Annotated in this window: 20 protein-coding genes; 9 read left to right on the top strand and 11 right to left on the bottom strand. The window is 67.2% G+C overall.

The genetic code is table 11. From position 1 onward, the window contains the following. Positions 1 to 2: 2 nt before the first annotated feature. Positions 3 to 665: a TetR/AcrR family transcriptional regulator gene (locus ACYVKL_RS05635; RefSeq protein WP_379174013.1), complete on the bottom strand. Its 663-nt coding sequence runs from the start codon at positions 663 to 665 to the stop codon at positions 3 to 5. Between the two features lie 264 nt (positions 666 to 929). Between ACYVKL_RS05635 and ACYVKL_RS05630 the strand changes: the two genes are divergently transcribed. Beyond that, positions 930 to 1,475, top strand: a complete 546-nt coding sequence (locus tag ACYVKL_RS05630; protein WP_379174012.1) for a hypothetical protein — start codon at positions 930 to 932, stop codon at positions 1,473 to 1,475. 13 nt (positions 1,476 to 1,488) lie between these two features. Here the strand turns inward: ACYVKL_RS05630 and ACYVKL_RS05625 are convergent, their stop codons facing one another. Further along, a complete protein-coding gene (locus ACYVKL_RS05625; RefSeq protein ID WP_379174011.1) occupies positions 1,489 to 2,370 on the bottom strand; it encodes a class I SAM-dependent methyltransferase in 882 nt (293 codons plus the stop codon). 57 nt (positions 2,371 to 2,427) lie between these two features. Between ACYVKL_RS05625 and ACYVKL_RS05620 the strand changes: the two genes are divergently transcribed. Both ACYVKL_RS05620 and ACYVKL_RS05615 read left to right on the top strand, forming a co-directional pair. After that, entirely contained in the window at positions 2,428 to 2,811 is a 384-nt protein-coding gene (locus ACYVKL_RS05620) for a nuclear transport factor 2 family protein (RefSeq protein ID WP_379174010.1), read from the top strand. A 2-nt stretch (positions 2,812 to 2,813) separates the two neighbouring features. Further along, positions 2,814 to 3,149 (top strand): winged helix-turn-helix transcriptional regulator, encoded by a 336-nt coding sequence (locus tag ACYVKL_RS05615; RefSeq protein WP_379174009.1) that lies wholly within the window; start codon positions 2,814 to 2,816, stop codon positions 3,147 to 3,149. 35 nt (positions 3,150 to 3,184) lie between these two features. On the opposite strand, the gene ACYVKL_RS05610 is transcribed toward ACYVKL_RS05615, so the two are convergent. Next, positions 3,185 to 3,589 (bottom strand): DUF4190 domain-containing protein, encoded by a 405-nt coding sequence (locus ACYVKL_RS05610; protein WP_379174008.1) that lies wholly within the window; start codon positions 3,587 to 3,589, stop codon positions 3,185 to 3,187. Between the two features lie 208 nt (positions 3,590 to 3,797). Between ACYVKL_RS05610 and ACYVKL_RS05605 the strand changes: the two genes are divergently transcribed. Next, positions 3,798 to 4,280, top strand: coding sequence for an adenosine-specific kinase (locus ACYVKL_RS05605; RefSeq protein WP_379174007.1), 483 nt, complete (start codon positions 3,798 to 3,800; stop codon positions 4,278 to 4,280). A gap of 278 nt (positions 4,281 to 4,558) precedes the next feature. After that, positions 4,559 to 4,987, top strand: coding sequence for a response regulator transcription factor (locus tag ACYVKL_RS05600; protein WP_379174006.1), 429 nt, complete (start codon positions 4,559 to 4,561; stop codon positions 4,985 to 4,987). Positions 4,988 to 5,089: 102 nt separating this feature from the next. Here the strand turns inward: ACYVKL_RS05600 and ACYVKL_RS05595 are convergent, their stop codons facing one another. The 7 genes from ACYVKL_RS05595 to ACYVKL_RS05565 all read right to left on the bottom strand — a co-directional run bounded on the left by ACYVKL_RS05595 (position 5,090) and on the right by ACYVKL_RS05565 (position 13,036). Further along, complete coding sequence (locus ACYVKL_RS05595; protein WP_379174005.1) at positions 5,090 to 5,413, bottom strand: hypothetical protein; 324 nt, start codon at positions 5,411 to 5,413, stop codon at positions 5,090 to 5,092. Further along, positions 5,410 to 5,823, bottom strand: a complete 414-nt coding sequence (locus ACYVKL_RS05590) for a Zn-ribbon domain-containing OB-fold protein (protein WP_379174003.1) — start codon at positions 5,821 to 5,823, stop codon at positions 5,410 to 5,412. The genes ACYVKL_RS05595 and ACYVKL_RS05590 overlap by 4 nt, the downstream gene beginning before the upstream one ends. Before the next feature lie 131 nt (positions 5,824 to 5,954). Further along, entirely contained in the window at positions 5,955 to 9,218 is a 3,264-nt protein-coding gene (locus ACYVKL_RS05585) for a protein kinase domain-containing protein (protein WP_379174001.1), read from the bottom strand. Positions 9,219 to 9,356: 138 nt separating this feature from the next. Continuing rightward, a complete protein-coding gene (locus ACYVKL_RS05580) occupies positions 9,357 to 10,361 on the bottom strand; it encodes an AraC family transcriptional regulator ligand-binding domain-containing protein (protein ID WP_379174000.1) in 1,005 nt (334 codons plus the stop codon). Between the two features lie 190 nt (positions 10,362 to 10,551). Continuing rightward, the gene (locus tag ACYVKL_RS05575; RefSeq protein ID WP_379173999.1) at positions 10,552 to 11,433 is read right to left on the bottom strand and encodes a patatin-like phospholipase family protein; all 882 of its coding nucleotides are present in this window, start codon (positions 11,431 to 11,433) and stop codon (positions 10,552 to 10,554) included. Positions 11,434 to 11,575: 142 nt separating this feature from the next. Beyond that, positions 11,576 to 12,070 (bottom strand): phage holin family protein, encoded by a 495-nt coding sequence (locus ACYVKL_RS05570; RefSeq protein ID WP_379173998.1) that lies wholly within the window; start codon positions 12,068 to 12,070, stop codon positions 11,576 to 11,578. A gap of 81 nt (positions 12,071 to 12,151) precedes the next feature. Then, positions 12,152 to 13,036: a lipocalin family protein gene (locus ACYVKL_RS05565; protein WP_379173997.1), complete on the bottom strand. Its 885-nt coding sequence runs from the start codon at positions 13,034 to 13,036 to the stop codon at positions 12,152 to 12,154. Between ACYVKL_RS05565 and ACYVKL_RS05560 the strand changes: the two genes are divergently transcribed. The 3 genes from ACYVKL_RS05560 to ACYVKL_RS05550 are packed head-to-tail and all read left to right on the top strand — an operon-like array spanning position 13,037 to position 16,431. Next, positions 13,037 to 14,527, top strand: coding sequence for an SDR family oxidoreductase (locus tag ACYVKL_RS05560; RefSeq protein ID WP_379173996.1), 1,491 nt, complete (start codon positions 13,037 to 13,039; stop codon positions 14,525 to 14,527). It begins immediately after the preceding gene. A 36-nt stretch (positions 14,528 to 14,563) separates the two neighbouring features. Further along, positions 14,564 to 15,463 (top strand): IclR family transcriptional regulator, encoded by a 900-nt coding sequence (locus ACYVKL_RS05555; RefSeq protein WP_379173995.1) that lies wholly within the window; start codon positions 14,564 to 14,566, stop codon positions 15,461 to 15,463. Next, on the top strand, positions 15,460 to 16,431 hold the full coding sequence (locus ACYVKL_RS05550; RefSeq protein ID WP_379173994.1) for a Gfo/Idh/MocA family protein: 972 nt from the start codon (positions 15,460 to 15,462) through the stop codon (positions 16,429 to 16,431). Before ACYVKL_RS05555 ends, ACYVKL_RS05550 begins: the two co-directional genes overlap by 4 nt. Here the strand turns inward: ACYVKL_RS05550 and ACYVKL_RS05545 are convergent. Beyond that, on the bottom strand, positions 16,389 to 17,207 hold the full coding sequence (locus ACYVKL_RS05545; RefSeq protein WP_379173993.1) for an alpha/beta fold hydrolase: 819 nt from the start codon (positions 17,205 to 17,207) through the stop codon (positions 16,389 to 16,391). The genes ACYVKL_RS05550 and ACYVKL_RS05545 overlap by 43 nt on opposite strands. Before the next feature lie 454 nt (positions 17,208 to 17,661). Between ACYVKL_RS05545 and ACYVKL_RS05540 the strand changes: the two genes are divergently transcribed. Next, positions 17,662 to 18,228, top strand: a complete 567-nt coding sequence (locus tag ACYVKL_RS05540; protein WP_379173992.1) for a hypothetical protein — start codon at positions 17,662 to 17,664, stop codon at positions 18,226 to 18,228.

Here is an 18,228-nt window from a genome sequence, read left to right as displayed (position 1 = left end):
TCCTATGCGGTGATGATGTTGATTACCGTTGCGATGAGGTGGCCTTCGGGATCGCGCAGGCGCGGTAAGGACGCCCTGCTCTGCAATAGCGATCCGAGAGTGAGATCTACCAGTTCGGCACCGACCTGTTCGGCGGAATTGCGGCCGCCCGGTTCGAACCACGTCCACGCCCACTGCGCGGCGCCGAAGATGAGCAGGCTCCGGATGCTGGTGTCGACGGGATGGAAGTCGCCGGATGCGATGCCCGCCTCGAGCACGCCGCGCAGGATTCCGATGTAATACCTACGCAGCTTGCGCCCCTCGGAATCCTCCTCTTCCTGTCCGAGTCGGGCGACCTCTCGCTGGAATGCGACGGTCCGGTTCCGGTCGTGTACCTGGTACAGCATGGCTGCGTGCAACAGCCCGGCCAGCTGCTCGGGTGGTGTCGAGAAGGCCGCAACGATTCGTTCCGCCTCGTCGACACGGCGTCGCATATAGGAAACATGCAGGGCTTCCAGTAGCCGCGCCTTGGTGCCGTAATGGTGCACGATCAAGCCCTGTGAGATACCGAGCTCGCGTGCTACATCGCTGAAACTGGTTCCGTCGTAGCCTTTTTCGGCGACATGGCGCGTGAAAATATCGAGAATCGCGGCCGACTTGCCCGGTCCCGCCACACGTCCATTCATCGATCCCGCCCCTCTTCGTCCAACTGCTCCGACACCCCTGAGAACCGATCGACCGCGCGAACTGTCGTTGACTGAGTGCGCAGTCAGTATTAGCATTATGCCCCGAGTCGCAGCGGCGCGTTCTCGACATCAACCATTCATCTCGAAAAGTTGACCTTTCGCCCATGTATCAGTACGCCTATCTCATCGAAGCCCTCAATGAGCGTCGAGCGTTCGAATGCATCGCATGACCGGCGCTTCCGATAGCCCCACCGGTGGGCACCTATGAATGCGGGTGTAGCGGCATTCGAGGATCCGGCGACAGATTCCGAATCTCTGTTGTCACCCGAGCAACTCTTGGCTGCGATCGCCGGGCGGCTCGCCGAACCGTTCCCGCTGATCACGTGGGCGAGAGAGCTCGGCGATCTGCACGCCGCGTTGATTTCGGCGGTTCTGAATCCGCTGCGGCACGCTCCGGAGGTCACCGAGGCGGCTTTGTGCGCCGATATCGCGAAGGTCATCGACAAGATCAATTCTTGGGCCGCGTCCTCGGTGCGCCACAGCCGGTGCGCCCGCCGCCACACCCACACCTTCGGCGAGGTGATCAGTCACGTGGCCAAGACCTACGCCGAAGCGTGGTGGACGGTGCTGCACAGTGACTGCGAGGACCTTCGACACTCGGCATGGGTTCACCTCGGCGAAGTTCGTGATGGCTACGCGCACCTCATCAGCGATATCCGGGCAGGGCGCGTCCAACTTCCGCTCGGCTGGCGAGGCATCCGGCAGACCCAGCCAGGGGCCGGCGACCACGAGACCAGCCCTTCACCGTAGGAGTCGGCCCCCTTCAGCGGCTCGCCCGTAGGATGCGGACCGGGTGCAGTGCCTGCGGTGGTTCGCCATCGAATTCCGTGGAGCCATCGAGGTATCCGGCGATGAGGTCTGCTGCGGAGTGGTCCTCGACGTCGGTGAAGCCGAGAGCGTGCAGCTGTGCGGCGATGTCGTCGGGAGTGAAGTAGCTGAACCAGGGTTCGCCGACGGCTGCCGCTCGATGTGCGCGCGCCTGCAGTTGTGCACGATCCTCGTCGGTGTCCGCCGACCGCAGGTAGTCGAAGATCACCTCGACCGGTTCGGATTGACCGGCAATGTATTCGAGGGTGGTGCGGGCGGCGTCCGGGGTCAGATAGAAGACGACACCGAGCCATACGAATACGGCCGGATCGGTGCGGCTGAATCCGGCGGCCGCCAATCGTTGTGCCAGCGTGTCGGTTTCGAAGTCGACCGGGACGAAGGTCAACCGCTCGGGCTGGTCGATGCCGGATGCGGCGAGGCGTTGGTGTTTCCACGCTTGGGTGGCGGGATGGTCGACCTCGAACACACGCAGGTCAGGATGCGGGTTGCGGTAGGCGAAGGTATCCAGGCCCGCGCCGAGGATCACGACCTGCCGCACGCCGGCGGCGACGGCCTCGGCCACACGATCCTCGGCGAAACGGGCACGCGCGGCGAAGAACAGGCGGCGCGGCCGATCACTGACACCCAGTCGCAGGATTCCCAGGTCGGCACCGCTGTCCTCCGCGGGCCGGCCGAATTCGGCCAGCTCATCCACCGTGACACCCAGCAGGCGCGCCGCCAGCGGATCGGTGAGAATCCTTGGCCGGTCAGCAATTTGATGATAGGCCCGGGCGTAGGCGGTCACGAGCGCTGTCCGGCTGGGTCCCTCGTTTTCCATACTCGAGAAGCTACGCGGGGACTGGTCCGGACCCCAGTCTGCCTCTAAAATAGAGGCATGATCGAAAGTCGCGTACTGCAGGTGTGGCAGTCGAAAGACGCCACACAACTGCCGGCCTTGCTCGCCGAGGAGGCGACCTTCTCGAGCCCGGTCGCCGACTATCACGGCCGGGCTCGCGCGGCACACTTGCTGGCCACGATCGCGACAGTGCTCGACTCGGTGCAGCAGACCCGGCAGTGGACCGACGGGCAGCAGGGGGTGTTCGCCTTCACCGCGCGTTTCGCCGACAATGACCTCGAGGGGGTGCTGCGGGAAGAGCTCTCCGAGACCGGCGGCTTGACCCACGTAACTTTGTTCCTCCGGCCATATCGGGCGCTGCGCGCGGCCATCGCGGAAATGGCACGGCGACTGGAAGATTCACCCCCGCCGCAAGAGGTGTGAGCGTGGCCGCCGAACCGCCACGGCCGGGACGCCCGGTGCGCGGATCGACCACCGGGCGCCCGATCATGGCCCTGTTCGATCTGCTCGGGCGGCGCTGGGTGCTTCGGGTGATCTGGGAACTCGATCGGGCCCCGGGCCCGCTCACCTTCCGCGAACTGCGCACCGCGTGCGGCGACCTCTCCTCGAGCGTGCTGACCCGCCGGCTGTCCGAGCTCACCGAGGCACGCCTGGTCGAACATGCGGAGGGGTACCGGCTGACCCCCGCCGGGCGCACGCTCGTCGAGCGGCTCGCACCGCTGACGCAGTGGGCGGGGGAGTGGCAAAACGATGGTGGATGAACGCATCGGTCTCGCCCAGCCCGGAAACGCCTTCGCTACAGCCAGTACTTGGTCAACAGGGCTGCCAGTACGAACCCGATGAACATGCAGACGATGGACGTCCAGATCGCCACCTTGCCGAGCGGATGTCCCTTTTCCGCGGCCGTGAGCCCGAGGAAAATTCCGGTCCAACCGAACAGGCACGGCACCCCGAGTGACAGCACAGCGAAGATCAGGGCCGTGATCGCCAGCCCTTTGCCCTCCGGTGGCGGGTTCGCCGGAATGTGGGTATAGGGCTGGTACCGTGGCGCCGGTGGCCGCACCGGCTGCTCGGGATAGTCGAATTGCGGGATGTATTCGCCACTGCCCTGGAGGTATTCAGGTGGCGGCGGGGGAATCGCGCCGGGCGCCTGCGGCTTCCAGTAGTCATCATCGGTGGGCTGCGGTGGTGGGGTGTCCATGACGTGATCCGTTCCGCTGTAAGTGTTTTCGAACATTACGTCGTGGACGGCCTGCGCGTCGGCGGGCGGGAGCCCTCACTTTCCGGGGCTGCGCGGGAGCATCCCACCGATCGATGAGGGCGGGCACGTCGTGACGGGGCGCACCGAAAAGCCGCGCCGATAGCTCCCCGGGCTGTTCCCCGGCAGCGTGGCGAGGGACGATAGCCCCATGGAACTGACAGCGGTGCCCATCGAGAATCCCGATGAGCTCAATGTCATCATCGGGCAATCCCACTTCATCAAGACCGTCGAGGACCTGCACGAGGCCCTCGTCGGCACCGGCCCGCAACTCCGCTTCGGGCTGGCCTTCTGCGAAGCCTCCGGCCCTCGCCTGATCCGCTGGTCGGGAAACGACGACAGCCTGGTCGACCTCGCTACGAAGAACGCGACAGCCGTCGCCGCGGGCCACTCGTTCATCGTCTTCCTCCGCGACGGCTACCCCGTCAACGTTCTCAACGCGATCCGCCACGTCCCCGAGCTCTGCACCATTTTCTGCGCCACCGCCAACCCCGTCGAAGTCCTCATTGCCGAGACTTCGCTCGGGCGCGGCATCGTCGGCGTGGTCGACGGTGCGCCACCCCTCGGGATCGAAACCGAGACCGACCGGGCCGACCGGCACCAACTGCTGCGTGCCATCGGCTACAAGCTCTGAGCTTGGTAACGGGCGGTTGCCGCAGGTCACCGGCGCTATGACGGGGTGCGATCGTTGCCCCGGTGAACTCCATGTGGCTGTTTGCTCACGATATGGTCACGGTGTGACCGGGCTTCGAGCCCTGAGATCACGGGAACGTGACGATCGTGATGAATCAGACATTGCATAGCTTGTAGGTATTGCTGATCGGTTGCTGTTCGGCTTAGCGTCGAGTTCCGTCCGGCACTGTAGGGCGGGTCACACCGGGTCGGGGAATCCGGTCAGCAAGGGAAACGCCCATGAATCTTCATCAACTCTCGACAATCAGAGCCGGCCGACCGCTGATCGGTGTACGGGATTCGGCTCATCCGGCAGCGCGAGTGCTGGTCGTCGAACAACATGCCGCGACCGCCGAGATGGAACAGTTGGTCTTGGCCGCGGCCGGTTACGACGCCCTGCATGTCTCGACGGCCACCCAGGCGCTCACCACCATCGGCAGCTGGAAACCCGATCTGGTGCTGATGGATCTGATACTGCCGGACCTCTCCGGACCCGAGTTCTGCCTGCGTCTGCGGGCGACCTCGTCGGTGCCGATCCTGATCGTGTCCACCGAAACCGATCCCGACCTCGTGGGCCTCGCGATCGACGCGGGCGCGTCAGGGTATCTGCCTAAACCCTTCCGGACCGTCGAACTGCTCGATCGAATCCATACCGGTCTCGGCTTCTGATCCGGGTGCGCGACCGGTAGTAGGCCGCTTCGCTGATCTGCAGGACTCGATACCCGGCGATCAACAGCAGCGCCACCGGCATCGACGGCGTGGAGACGGTGCTCATGGGCGGACCTCCTGGATTGCGGCTTCGGCTCGGGCCTCGAGGATCGCGAGCAGGACTCGATGGCACACGGACGCGCCCGACAGGTGTCCGGGGAGCGTCAGCACGGTGCAGGCTCTGGCCCGCCGGCATTCCTGGACCAGGTCGACGAACACCGGGGGCAGTGTCGTGCCCTCCGCTCCCCGCTCGTGGAATACCGTGCCGAGCGCGTACCCGAGTGATTTGGCGGCTGCTCGCAGTAGCTTGTCGCAGCCACGCGGGTCGCGGTTGCTCAACAGATCGTCGCGCACGTATCCGTACGCGAGCGGCATCAAAGCGGTCATCGAAACATCCGGTTCCCACGATCGGCGACTTCGAAGACCGGAAATCCGTCCCGACGGGGACTCGGCTGGAAGCGCACCCGCACCGGCCCGATGCCGATCAGCGGCACCTCACCTTCGAGGCAGGTGTAGACCCAGGGCCCCTCGTCGAGTTCGACGATGGCGATGATCAACGGCGTCGACAAGCCATGCGGATCACCCGCGCGGTGCACCCGCCGCGACGACACGATCGAACCGGCGCCGGACGAGGGCACCCACTCGAGATCGTCGGACGCGCAGGCCGAACAGGCGGCGATCAACGGCCCGAACAACTTGTCGCAGGCGGCGCATCGCCGGATTGCGAACATGTCGTCGGCACACTGTGCGCTGTCGTCGCTGACATCCGCTGCGAGCGTGGCAGTCGATAGGGACATGGAACCGAACCTCCGTGGACCGGTGCTGGTGGATTTCTCGGTTTTCAGCATCGTCTGCACGGACTACTTACACGACGGTGGAATGGCCACTGGGCATACCTATTTTTGCTCCGGAACGCGGAGGCACGCGATCAGCGTCCGGGCTGGGCCGCATCCACGATCCACGCCGCGATCTGGGCGCGAGAGTTGAACCCGAGCTTGGCCAGGATGTGTTCGACGTGCGCGTCCACCGTGCGCAGGGCGATCACCAGCTGGGTCGCGATCTGCTTGTTGGTGAGCCCTTCGGCGACGAGGTCGGCCACTTGGCGTTCCCGTTTGGTCAACGTCGCCGCGCCGTCGCGGGGTGCGTCGCCCGGCTGTTCTTCGTCGAGGGCGTAGGCGACCGCGGCGTTGACGCGCATCTCCCGCCCGCGTCGCCATGCCGCGTCGAAGCGTGCGGCGCCGAGCGCGCCCCGCACCACCCGCTCGCAGTCGAGGTGGGCTTCGACCATCTGGGGGAAGTAGATGGCCACGCCGGGGGCGGTCCGCATCATGTTCGCCGCCGCGCCCATCAGCACGGCGGCTCGCTGGCCGTCGGTGCCGGCCGCGACCCAGGCCAGCACTTCGAGGTCGAGCGCCGCGACGAGCAGGCTGCGTGCGCGCCGGTTGAGCCGCAGCGATTCCCGCAGCAGTTCCTGTGCCCGGGAGCTCTCACCCTGCCCGTATGCCGCGATCGCGGTCATCCCCAGCGCAGTGGACCGGAACAGCGATTCGCCGCACTCCTCGGTGATGGACAGGATCCGCTGATGGCATTCGGCGGCCCGTCCGGCGTCGCCCTGCTGCGCGTATGCCACGCCGAGCAGCAGCAGCGCGGAGACGTGCAGACATGAGCGCGGTTCGGAGCTCAGTACCTCGATGGCTCGATTGATACACGACACCGCGTGTGGGGGTTCGTCACGATAGAGGGCCAGATCTCCCTCCGCGTAGGCGATCAAGGCTTGATTCATGGGGGTGGGTTCGCGCTCGGCGAGCACCCGCCCCTGCGCGAGCAGGTCGGCTGCCGTCTCGAGGTCCCACTGCCGCGTGGCCATGAAGACGCTGGCGTGCAGTGCCCGGACCCGGTCGGTTGTCGAATGTGCGCACGGATGGGCCAGGGCGCGGTGGAGCCAGCGTCGGCCTTCACCGAACAAGCCGCGGAAGCTCCAGAAGGTGAGGGAGGCGGCGCTGATGCGCAGTGCCGCTTCGGCCGACTGCTCGGTCGGGTCGGACAGGCCGAATTCGAGCGCCGCACGGACATTGCCCTGCTCGCGGTCGAGCCGGGCCATCCAGTCGCATTGCCGGTCGCTGATCCAGTCCGCCTCGGCGTCGAGTACCAGCCGCCGGTACCAGTCCCGGTGCCGGCACCGCAGCTCCTGGTCCGCACCGGCCTCCCGCAGCTTGTCCTGCCCGTACTCCCGGACGGTGTCGAGCATCCGGAAGCGGACCGCGCCGTTGGGTTCCTCTCTGATCACCACCGATTTGTCGACGAGCCAGGACAGCACGTCGAGCAGCTCTGCCGCCTCGGCGTCGGCGCCGCACACCGCCTCGACGGCTTCGAGTTCGAAACCACCGGTGAACACCGACAACCGGGCCCACAGCCGCTGCTCGGCCGGGGTGCACAGCTCATAGCTCCAGTCGATACACCACCGCAGGGCCTGCTGCCGGGTCGGCGCGGTGCGGTGGCCCCGGGTGAGCAGGGCGAACCGGTCGGTGAGCCGCTGCAGAATCTGATCCGGCGACATCGTGCGCATCCGAGCCGCCGCGAGTTCGATCGCCAGGGGCAGACCGTCCAACCGGGCGCAGATCCCGGCCACCGCGGCCTTGTTCTCCTCGGTCAACTCGAAGCCGGGCACGACCGCGCCGGCGCGGTCAGCGAACAACGTCACCGCATCGTATTTGCGCAGCTGTCGCAGCGTCGGCTCGCGGCCGGCGGCGGGAACGCTCAGCGGCGGTAGCCGCTGCACCACTTCACCGCCGATATCGAGCGGTTCGCGGCTGGTGACCAGCATCCGCAATCCCGGGCACGCCGACAACAACCGCTCGGCCAGCCTGGCCATCGGCTCGGCGACCTGTTCGCAGTTGTCGACGACGAGCAGGGCTTCCCTGGATCGCAGATACTCGATCAGCGTGTCGTGCACCGGCCGAGCCGAATCCGCCCGCACTCCCAGCGTGGCCGCGACGATCGGAGCCACCAGTGAGGGGTCCCGCACGTCGGCCAGGTCGATCGCCCACACCCCGTCGGCGAAATCGCGTTGAGCCGCCGAGGCCGCCCGCAGCGCCAGCCGGGTCTTGCCCACGCCGCCCATCCCGGCCAGTGTCACCAGCCTCGATACGGTCAGCTGGTGCTTGAGCGCGGTCAGCTCGGCGCGCCTGTTGATGAAGCTGGTCATCTCGGGCAGCAGATTTCGGGCGTGCCCTGAGGCTCGCGACGAGGCCGGCGGACGGTTCTGCGGCAGGTGGTCGAAGACGGCGACGGGATCGCTGTGGGCTGCCATTACGCCACCCGGGTGGCGGCCGCGTTGCGGTAGCTGCCGGATGGTCGCGCCGAGTTCCACTGCGGAAGGCCGTTGCTCGGGATCGGGGTGCATCGCCGCGTCGATGACGGCGCACACGTCGGCGGGAAAGCCGCGATCGCGCAGGTCCGGCGCCTGCCCTCGGCCGACGTGCGCGAACTCGGCGGCACCTCGCTCGCTGCTGCGCGACTCGGAGTCGGCATGCTCGGTCAACGCGTAGAACAAGGTGGCGCCGAGCCCGTAGACATCGGCGGCGGGAGTGGGAGCGTGGCCCTCGAGGACTTCCGGCGCGGTGAAAACCGGTGACGCCATCAGGGTGTCGGCAGCCGTTTCGAAACCGCCGCGGATGTGCGCGATTCCGAAGTCGGTCAGGGCGGGTACGCCGTATTCCGGGAAGAGAACATTGCCCGGCTTCACATCGCCGTGCACGATGCCCAGCTGATGCGCGCTCTCGAGCGCCCGGGCGATCCCGGCCCCGACCTTCAGCACCTCATCGACAGGAAGCGGACCCCGCTGCCGGATCCGCGCATCCAGCGAGTCCACGGGGTAATCCGGTACGGCCAGATACGGCCGCCCGCCGCCGGTGACTCCGGCGGCCAGCACGGTGACGAGATTGGGATGCCCGGTCAGCCGGCCCATGGCCTGCTGCTCCCACACGAACCGCGCCCGGCTCTCCTCGTCCAGGTCTCCGGTCAGCACCTTGACCGAGACGGTGCGATTCAACCCTGCTTGCCGACACCGGTAGATCACACCGAAGCCGCCGCGACCGATCTCTTCGGCGTTCTCGAAACCGAGCTCACGCAACTCATCCGCTACCGTCAGGTCCAGGTCACGGGGGGTACGGCTTGCAGCGTCGTCGATCATCGGCCGCGCGCAATCCTCACGGTATGGCTGCGAATACCGAACATGACCGACTCACTTTCGACGGTGTCCAGCCTATCTCCCGTTGCGAGCAGACAGACAGCTATTCGACCGGATGGGCCGACCTCGACCGCCGAGCGATCACCGCTGCATCGGCGAGCGGTGCGCGTTGTTGGCGACCGCCCAGCGCAGCGCGGCCCGGCGCATGGAGGACTCGTCGGCGTACCCCAGTAGCTGCGCCTGTTTGGCCCGGCTCAGCGGACCGGTCGACTGCGCCGCGCCGAGACGAGCCGAGCGCGCTCTGTCCAGCTCGCGCCGCCACGTCGTGCCGGCCTCCGCGAGCCTGCGCTGCAGGGTGCGCGGGCTGGTGGTGAGTCGCCGCGCGACCCGTTCCAAGGACGCCTCTCCCTCGTCGAGGGCGGCGGCCGCTGCCACCGCGACCCGTTCGGGCCACGCGGATGTCAGGGGCGGGGGCGGGGGGAGCGCGTCCGCCAGGGGTTGCAGCACCGCGGCGAGGACCGGGTCGGCGGTGGTGAGCGGCAGGGCCAGGTCGGATACGCGGAAGGTCATCGCATCGGTGTCGGCGCCGAATTCGATTGTGGCGTCGCCGAATACCTCCCGGTAGGCGTCTAGGCGGCGAGGTGCGTTGCGGCGCACGGTGACTCGGACCGGGTCCAAGGGGGCGTCGACGACGCGGCGAGCTCGGGTCAGCACGGCGGCCAAACCCCACAGTTGGGTGTGGTCACGGGTGGCGTCGGCGCCGTCGACCATATCCAGCCGCAGTGTCGGTCCGGCGTCGTCGTCGACGAGGTTGAAATTGTGGTTGGTGGTGACCGCGCTGACATACGGGCCGCAGGTCGCCAGTCCCTCGCCCAGGGTCGGTGCGCTGGTGAACAGATAGTCGTACAGCCCGGTCGCTTTGAGTGTGTACCGGCTCGCGACCCGCAACGCCACGTCAGGATCGTCGAGCATCCGCGCGCCGGTCTCCCACAGGCGCCAGAAGGTCTCGCTGGGAACGTGCACGCCATTGCCGGTCAATGTCCATTCCGGCACACCGGATTCCAGGATCAGGCGTGAGCGGTCCAATCCCATGGAGTTCAGTTGGGAGAGCACGAACCGGTGCAGCAGAGTCAGATCAGTGCGCAATGCCCCTCCTACGCATCGTCGTCCCCCGGTCGATGGGTGGATCGTAAACGTCGATGCGATCCAGAACCTGCACCGGGTGGCGCCCGCGATCCGGGTGTGGTGAGGTCCGCGTCGACGGGCGACCACACCGACTATCGGTGGAGACCGTGGCTGCGTTAGGGCGGTATTCGGGGTTGTGCGGCAGTCGGGATCAACGCTGCGGCGGCAACCAGCCCGCGTCGATCAACTGCTGTGCCAGGTCGTCTGCTTGGCGAATGCCCGCCTGGAATGCTCGCGGCCAACTCCCGAGTGCGTCGGTCGCGGCTGCGTTGAACACCTCGATCGCGGCTGCGTCGGGGCGGAACCGCACGACGGTGTCAGGCGTTGTCGTCGCTAGTTCGGCCCGATTCTGCTCGGGCGGGAACATGTGCGCCAACGGTTCGACGACCAGCAGCACGTCCGAGTCGGCGACGAGGTCGGCATTGGTGGGCGACCACACCCCGCCATCGATGTAGTAGCGGTCTTCGACGACGACGGGCGGGCGGAGTCCCGGAAACGAATGGCTCGCGGCGACAGCGGTAGCCAGCGGTACGCCGCTGCCCTTGTCCCACACCTGACGTTCACCACTGGCCGCGTCGACGACGGCGACCCGCAGCCGGTGATCCGGCCAGTCGTTGCCACCGACCAGCCACTCGATCGGTTCGATATGCGCCGGTTTCGCAGGCTCCTCGGCCATCGCCATGCGCCCCACCCGGCGCCGCGCCTCACCGCGCTCCAACGTCCGGTCGAACAACACGGAGAAAACGGCTGCCACCAACTCGCGCTTCACCACCGGCGGCGGTTCCGTACTGCCGGGCGGACGTGGATCGTCGGCGAACGAATCCAGGTCCCGCCCCGCTACCAGCGCGGCCCCGACAACCGCGCCCGCGGACGTCCCGACTATCGAGTCGGCCGCACCCAAATCAATTCCCCGGCGGCGCAATTCAGCGGCCAATCCCGCTTCCCATGCGGCCCCGACGACGCCACCCGCACCCAGCACAACCGAACGCCGAACGGCCTCAACGGATGTCCGATCGACAATGTCACTCCCCATCCCGTGATCCTAACGATCCTCGGCCCAGCGCGGCGAGCATCAGTAATTGCGCAGGCGGCGACTGACTTCCGGGTGTTGGGTCGCCCGTGCGACTTCGTTCATCGAATATGGCGCAGCACAACATATTCCACGCGACCACCCATCAGATGTCAGTGCGGCGTCGCCCACGTTTGCCGCCCAGCGAGAACCTCACGTACCGCCTGACGACAACCCCCTCGGATTCCTTCGACAGCAGGTCGCCGATGGAGGCGTCCCCGTCTCCGGTAAACGGAACGACGCCGGAGGCAGTGCCGACGGTGACCTTGATATCGCGACTGAGCGCCCAATGGACAACGGTCATCACGATTGCCGCCAACAACACACTCCAGAACCCGTGGATGCGCGCACCGTATTCGGAACTTTCAGTGACCCATGCCGCCAGCCAGAGCATGAGCCCGTAGAAGATCAGGGGTGCCACGCCCCCGAGCCTGACAATGCCGGTGACCAGCCCGAAAATCGCCGAAATCAGCAGCGCCGCAATCATCTTGCCGCCGAATCCCTGCGAGGCGGGGCTGATGATTTCGATATTCACCATCAGCGCCGCGAGTGTGAGCCCCAAGGTATTGATGAGAATCTGGATTATGAAGCGTAGGAACATGATCCACGGTAGCTTCGAGCGGCCATCATGCATCGGGAATTCGCAATTCGGGCCCGATGAAACGCCGGCACTGTCGGTTTGTCATCTCGCGCAGAGCGGTTCGATCCGGTCGAGTCCGCCGGTGACCGGAGTTGTCAGGTACCAGCAGGTGTTTTCGTCCGCCGCGGTGATCGCGGCGGTGACATCGTGCCACTGGGTGTCGTCGAGCGTGGTGGTGCGGGACAGGACGAATCCCGACAGGCGGTTCGGGTCGGTGACCAGAGCCCATGTGTAGTCGTCACCGAGTGCTGTGACGATGTAGTTCGGTGGACCGTAGCGCGCGTCCTGGGTTGGCACGCCGGGGAAGCTGACATGTAGCTGCGCGTTCGTCGCCGGATCGGTAACCGTGGCCGTGCCGCGAATCTCGTTCACGCTGCCCTGCCACGTCGTGCACGAGTTGTGCACCGACACATCCCCGAGTTCGTCCAGCACATAGTCCGCGCGCGTGTCCCTGGCGCAGACGAGGTTGAAATACTGTGGTACCGCGGCCAATTGGTACCAGGTGCCGAGATACCGGCCCAGGTCGAGTGCGGCGACCGGCGCCGGCGGGTCGGCGTGCGCAGGCCCCGGGCCGCCGGCGCCGATCCCGGCGACCGCGATCGCGAAGGCCGCGGCAACCACGATCGTCGGTGAAAGTCGGCGCGGTCGGTTCGGATTCGGATTCATGATGGGTGTCCTTCCTGGCGATACTGTGCTGTGCCGATCCGGGACGCATGCACCCTCGTTTGCATCGATAGCGAATCGAATTGTGTCCATCGTCGTCCAGCGGAATCGGGAGGCGTAGAGCGACGGGCGCGCGCATCCCTCTGCGGTCGCCGAATCCATGTCCACTGGTGCATCGATTATGCATCGATTAAATGATAACGTCGAAGTCGCGAACGGGACAGCCGCTCTTTGTGCTTGTTCGTCGACGGAGGAGGTGATCACGTGCGATGTGTGGTGTTCGGTGCCACCGGTTACATCGGTGGCAGGCTGGTGCCGGAGTTGCTGGCAGCCGGTCATTCGGTCGCGGTGCTGGCCAGGGACCCGGGCAAACTCGACGACGTGCCATGGCGCGACAGCGTCGAAGTGCTGCGGGGGGACGTCACGTGCGCAGCGGACGTGCGGGCCGCGCTGGCGGGCCGAGAGGTGCTCTACTACCTCGTCCATTCGCTGACCCGCGCCGATTTCACGCGAATCGATCGCGACGCCGCCGAAGTGGTCGCCGCCGAAGCCGGCCGTGCGGGACTGGCGCGGATCGTCTACCTGGGCGGCATCACCCCCTCCGGGCAGACGCTCTCTCGACACCTGGCCTCGCGTGCCGAGGTCGGTGAGATCCTGTTGCGCTCGGCGACCCCGACCGTGGTGCTGCGCGCGGCGGTCATCATCGGTTCGGGCTCGGCGAGTTTCGAGATGCTGCGCTATCTGACCGAACGGCTGCCGGTCATGGTTACACCGCGGTGGGTGCGTAACCGCATCCAGCCCATCGCGGTCCGCGATGTCGTCCACTACTTGACCGGTGCCGCCGGACTACCCGACAGCGTCAATGCGGCCTTCGACATCGGCGGGCCCGAGGTACTTACCTATCGGGGCATGATGCGCGGGTACGCCGAGGTGGCCGAGCTGCCGCACCGCCTGATCGTGCCGGTTCCCGTGCTCACGCCGTGGTTGTCGGCCCAGTGGGTGAACCTGGTGACCCCGGTGCCCCGGGCGATCGCGGTTCCGCTGATGGAGTCGCTGGTCAACGATGTGGTGTGTGCTGACCGTCGGGTAGCCGACCACATTCCCGACCCGCCGGGCGGGCTCACACCGTATCGGCGCGCGGTGGGCTTGGCCCTGCAGCGTGTCCGGGCATTGGACGTCCCGACCCGATGGTCGGATGCCAGTCCGTCCGACGCCCCGTCCGATCCGCTGCCCACCGATCCGGAATGGTCCGGCGGTTCGGCGTATTCCGATGTGCGGGAACGGAATACCGGCGCCGATCCCGCGATCCTCTGGTCGGTGCTGGAGTCGATCGGCGGCACGAACGGCTGGTATTCGTTCCCGTTGGCCTGGGCGCTGCGCGGATGGCTCGATCGTCTGCTCGGCGGCGCCGGCCTGCACCGGGGACGCCGACACCCGAACCGACTGCGCGAAGGTGAAGCCCTGGACTGGTGGCGGGTCGAACGACTCGAACGCGGCCACCGCATCCTGTTGCGTGCGGAAATGCGGGTTCCCGGGCGAGCGTGGCTGGAACTGACGGTCACCCCGCTCACGGACGGCGGAGCACGCTACCGCCAGCGTGCCCTGTTCGACCCGCACGGCCTGGCCGGGCACCTCTATTGGCACGCCATCGCCCCGTTTCACGCCGCCATCTTCGGAGGCATGGTCCGCAACATCACCACCGCTGCCGAGCGAACTGCAACCACGCCGGGTAGCCTGATCGGACATTCGAAATAGCGATTGTTGCTTTCGAATATTCGAAAGGATTTCGGTGTGGTCGCTGCTGCTGTCACAGGGTCTCCGCCCACGGGGCGAGTGGTTCGGATGGTGTCCTTTCTGGCCGCCCACCCCGATCGATCGTTCTCGCTGAGCGAGCTGGCGCGCGCCGCCGAGATCACCACGGCCACCTGCCACGCCATCCTGGTCAGCCTGGTCGAGGCCGGGTGGGTCACCAGGACCGACCTGACCTACAGGCTGGGACTGGCGATGCTGGCGATCGGGCGGGCCGCCGCGGCGGGGTATTCGATGGCCCGGGCGGCCGCCTCGGAGCTGGCCGGCCTTGCCGCCGCTACGGGATTCACTGCCGGGGTGTCGGTCCTCGACGGGGAGTCGGTCGTGTTGGTCGACGCCGTGGGGGCCGGTGCCGCGGAGTTGATCGGTGGCCGTGTTCCGTACGTGCCGCCGATCGGGATCGTCTTCGCCGCGTTCGACCCTGCCGGGTGCGACGACTGGCTGAATCGTCTGCCCGGCACAGGTGACGGGCGAATCGGTGATCGGGACGAGCTGCGGAGGGCGCTGGATCTGATCTCGCGGCGCGGGTACGTGATCGAACGGTTCACGCCCGCCGCCACCAAACTGCGCGATGTGCTCGCCGATATCGCCGGCTCACCGTCGAGCGCCGACGGCCCGCTGCAGGACGCGGTGCTGTCGCTGCTTGCCCGGCTTGGGCCCGCGGCGCATTTTCCCGTCGCGCCCGAGGGCGACGAGACCACCGAGGTGACCGTGCTGGGTGTGCCTGTCCGCGGCGTCGACGGTCATGTCGACGCGCACCTGTGGCTGCATCCGGGCCGGGAGATGTCGGGTGCGCAGATCGCGGCGGCGGTGGACCTGCTGTCGAGTGCGGCCGCGCGGACCGCCGTGTCGAGTTCGATCGAAAAGGGAAGAGCGTCTTGAGAATAGGGATACTGGGTGCCGCGACGATCGCACCCACCGCATTGATCGGTCCCGCCGCGGCGGTCCCGGAGGTCGAGGTCACCGCGATCGCGGCACGGGACCGCACCCGCGCCGAGGCCTTCGCCCGCAAGCATGGGATCGCGCAGGTCCACGACTCGTACGCGGATCTGCTGACGGCGGTGGACGCCGTCTACATCCCCCTGCCGAATTCGCTGCACGCCCGGTGGACGCTGCAGGCGCTCGCCGCCGGACGACATGTCTTGTGCGAGAAGCCACTCACCGCCAATGCCGCCGAAGCCGTGCAGGTCGCCGACGAGGCGCGGCGAACCGGGCTCACCGTCATGGAGGCGTTCCATTACCGGTATCACCCGCTGGCCGAGCGCATGCGGGAGATCGCCGCGACCGAGCTGGGCGAGATCCGGCGGGTGGAAAGCTCGATGTGCTTTCCGCTGCCCAAGTTCGGCGACATCCGCTACCGGCTCGATCTGGCGGGCGGCGCGACCATGGACGCGGGCTGCTACGCCATCCACAGCATGCGACTGTTCGATCCGGGCCGTCCGGTGGTGACCGGAGCCCGCGCCTTGCTGCGCAGTCCCGGCGTGGATCGCGCGATGACCGCCGACTTCCGGTTTCCCTCCGGCGCGGAAGGCCGCATCACCGCGTCGATGTGGTCGCGTTCGCTGCTGCGGATCGGCCTGCGGGTCGAAGGTGAACGCGGAACCATGAAGGTCTTCAACCATGTACTCCCGCAGGCCTTTCACCGGCTGACCGTGACCGTCGACGGTGTCACCCGCCGCGAACGGATCCCCGGTGAAGCCACCTATGTCCGCCAGCTGCGCGCCTTCGCGAGCGCGGTAGCCGGTGCCGACACCAACCTCACCCCGCCCTCGGATTCGGTGATCAATATGGAACTGATCGACGAGGTCTACCGTGCCGCCGGACTCGAACCCCGCGGCTCCGTCTCCTGACCGAAGAACTCGCGAAGCGCCGCGGCCACCGCCGCGGTGTCCTCGGGGTGATGCCGCTGCCCGGCCAAGGTGATGGTCCGGGTATCGGGAAGCGTGGCGCCGAGCAGCTCGGTGCTTTTCGTACCGTACGGGTCGGTGATCTCGCCGGTGAGCAGCAACGTGGGGATGTCGATGCCCGACCAGGCCGTGAGGTCGGGATCCATGGCGGTGAGGCATTCGAGGTCCGCGACCAGGCCGGTCGCCCGGAAGGCGAGCGCGTCACCGAGCGAACGCAGCACCGAGCGCGGAGGCTTGGGTTCGACGATGGCGGAGAAGAATTCGACGATCGCGTCCGCGGGCCGGCCCTCGGCCATCTGCTGCCGGATCGTCTCCAGCGTCGGCCGCAACGGGGGACCGGCGTACACGACCGGCGGCTCGTACAACGCGAGCCGCCGCACCATCGACGCATCCCGCTGCACGGCATGCAGCGCGACCAGACCACCCGCGGAATGGCCGAAAACGAACGCGGGCTCACCGACCGCGGCCAGCACCGCCGCGAGATCGTCGGCCTGCGAGGCGAATTCGGCCGGCCCCGGCCCGCTTCCGCTCGGCGGGTAACCCCGCCGTTCGACCACGACGACCCGATACTCCGACGCCAGCCGCTCGGCCAGATCCAGATACGTATGGAGGGTGACCAGCGCGCCGTGCACGATCATCAGCGGCGGCCCGTCCCCTCGCGTGTGAAACACGATGGGTGTCCCGTCCGCCGACTCGACCTGCTCCGTGGATTGCGCCATTCCGCGATCCTGACAGCCTGGTCTTAAGCCGCTCTTGTTCGAAAGCTGCGGTGGGCGCTCGATAGTCGCGTGTGGTTCGCGACCCCGGCCCACCATGACCACCGCGCGCCGTTGCACGGAGACCTGATCCGGTTGGCCGGGATCGCGGAACTGTCCGGCCCTCAGGAGGGGGCCGGGCATCCCGCCGCTGCGGGACGGCGTTGTCCAGGCACAGCTAATGGCGGGCACAGTCGCGTGGAGGGTGCGCGCGACGCGCCCGAAGGGCGGCGGAGAGCGCGGAACATGTAGTGCATCAGCATATTTGCCGGGTACCGACTTATATCGGTAAAATGTCCGATCCGACACGGCCTTCTGTTTAAACTCACTACGTCGCAATTGCTCGACGTAGAGCAGTTTTTCCTCCAGGAGGTGCGCAATGCGGGAATCCAGTTGCCGAAGCCGATCGAGATTACTGTTGATTACTGGCATTTTGCCGGTCGCCGTCGTCTTCGGAACCGGAATCGCCTCGGCAGCTCCGGGCGACAACGCGCCGCCGCCGGCCGCGCTACCGGCGCCACCGGACTGGCTATCGACGGGCCAATTCCCGGGCCAGGACGTGGTCGCCACCGCGACCCAGGCCTTGGCCGACCGGGTGGACGAGCCGCTGTTCGATCCGAATCTGGTCCAGAATTTCTGTGTGGGCATCCCGGCTGATCCCCAGCGGTGCAGTACCACCGTCGTCGACGCGGGCGTCGGGGCTGCTATCGGCGCCGGCATCGGTGCGGGCGTGTCCGCCCCGGTAGCGATAGCGGCCGGAGTGGTCGGCGCTGCCGTCGGGCTCGTCGCCGGGATCCCGTTCCTGCCGACCGGTCTGGTGGTCGGCCCGCTGCTGGGCGCGGCGGTCGGTGTCGCCATCATCGCGGGACCCGCGGCCCTGCTCGGTGGGGCGCTGGGGGCGTCGGTGGGGGCCATCGTCGGCCTCACCTCACCGCTGCCGGCGGCGGAGGTCGATGCACCGGGCGAGCCCGCCCTGTCGCCCTAG

The sequence above is a fragment of the Nocardia tengchongensis genome, assembly GCF_054781395.1.
The sequence above is the reverse complement of the archived record's forward strand: the minus strand, read 5'-3'. Positions and strand labels throughout refer to the sequence as shown.

What these genes read in the sequence shown, in the direction of transcription:
- ACYVKL_RS05635 (WP_379174013.1), bottom strand. Translation starts at nt 665, where the DNA reads ATGAATGGACGTGTGGCGGGACCGGGCAAGTCGGCCGCGATTCTCGAT.
- ACYVKL_RS05630 (WP_379174012.1), top strand. Translation starts at nt 930, where the DNA reads ATGAATGCGGGTGTAGCGGCATTCGAGGATCCGGCGACAGATTCCGAA.
- ACYVKL_RS05625 (WP_379174011.1), bottom strand. Translation starts at nt 2,370, where the DNA reads ATGGAAAACGAGGGACCCAGCCGGACAGCGCTCGTGACCGCCTACGCC.
- ACYVKL_RS05620 (WP_379174010.1), top strand. Translation starts at nt 2,428, where the DNA reads ATGATCGAAAGTCGCGTACTGCAGGTGTGGCAGTCGAAAGACGCCACA.
- ACYVKL_RS05610 (WP_379174008.1), bottom strand. Translation starts at nt 3,589, where the DNA reads ATGGACACCCCACCACCGCAGCCCACCGATGATGACTACTGGAAGCCG.
- ACYVKL_RS05605 (WP_379174007.1), top strand. Translation starts at nt 3,798, where the DNA reads ATGGAACTGACAGCGGTGCCCATCGAGAATCCCGATGAGCTCAATGTC.
- ACYVKL_RS05600 (WP_379174006.1), top strand. Translation starts at nt 4,559, where the DNA reads ATGAATCTTCATCAACTCTCGACAATCAGAGCCGGCCGACCGCTGATC.
- ACYVKL_RS05595 (WP_379174005.1), bottom strand. Translation starts at nt 5,413, where the DNA reads ATGACCGCTTTGATGCCGCTCGCGTACGGATACGTGCGCGACGATCTG.
- ACYVKL_RS05590 (WP_379174003.1), bottom strand. Translation starts at nt 5,823, where the DNA reads ATGTCCCTATCGACTGCCACGCTCGCAGCGGATGTCAGCGACGACAGC.
- ACYVKL_RS05585 (WP_379174001.1), bottom strand. Translation starts at nt 9,218, where the DNA reads ATGATCGACGACGCTGCAAGCCGTACCCCCCGTGACCTGGACCTGACG.
- ACYVKL_RS05575 (WP_379173999.1), bottom strand. Translation starts at nt 11,433, where the DNA reads ATGGGGAGTGACATTGTCGATCGGACATCCGTTGAGGCCGTTCGGCGT.
- ACYVKL_RS05570 (WP_379173998.1), bottom strand. Translation starts at nt 12,070, where the DNA reads ATGTTCCTACGCTTCATAATCCAGATTCTCATCAATACCTTGGGGCTC.
- ACYVKL_RS05545 (WP_379173993.1), bottom strand. Translation starts at nt 17,207, where the DNA reads ATGGCGCAATCCACGGAGCAGGTCGAGTCGGCGGACGGGACACCCATC.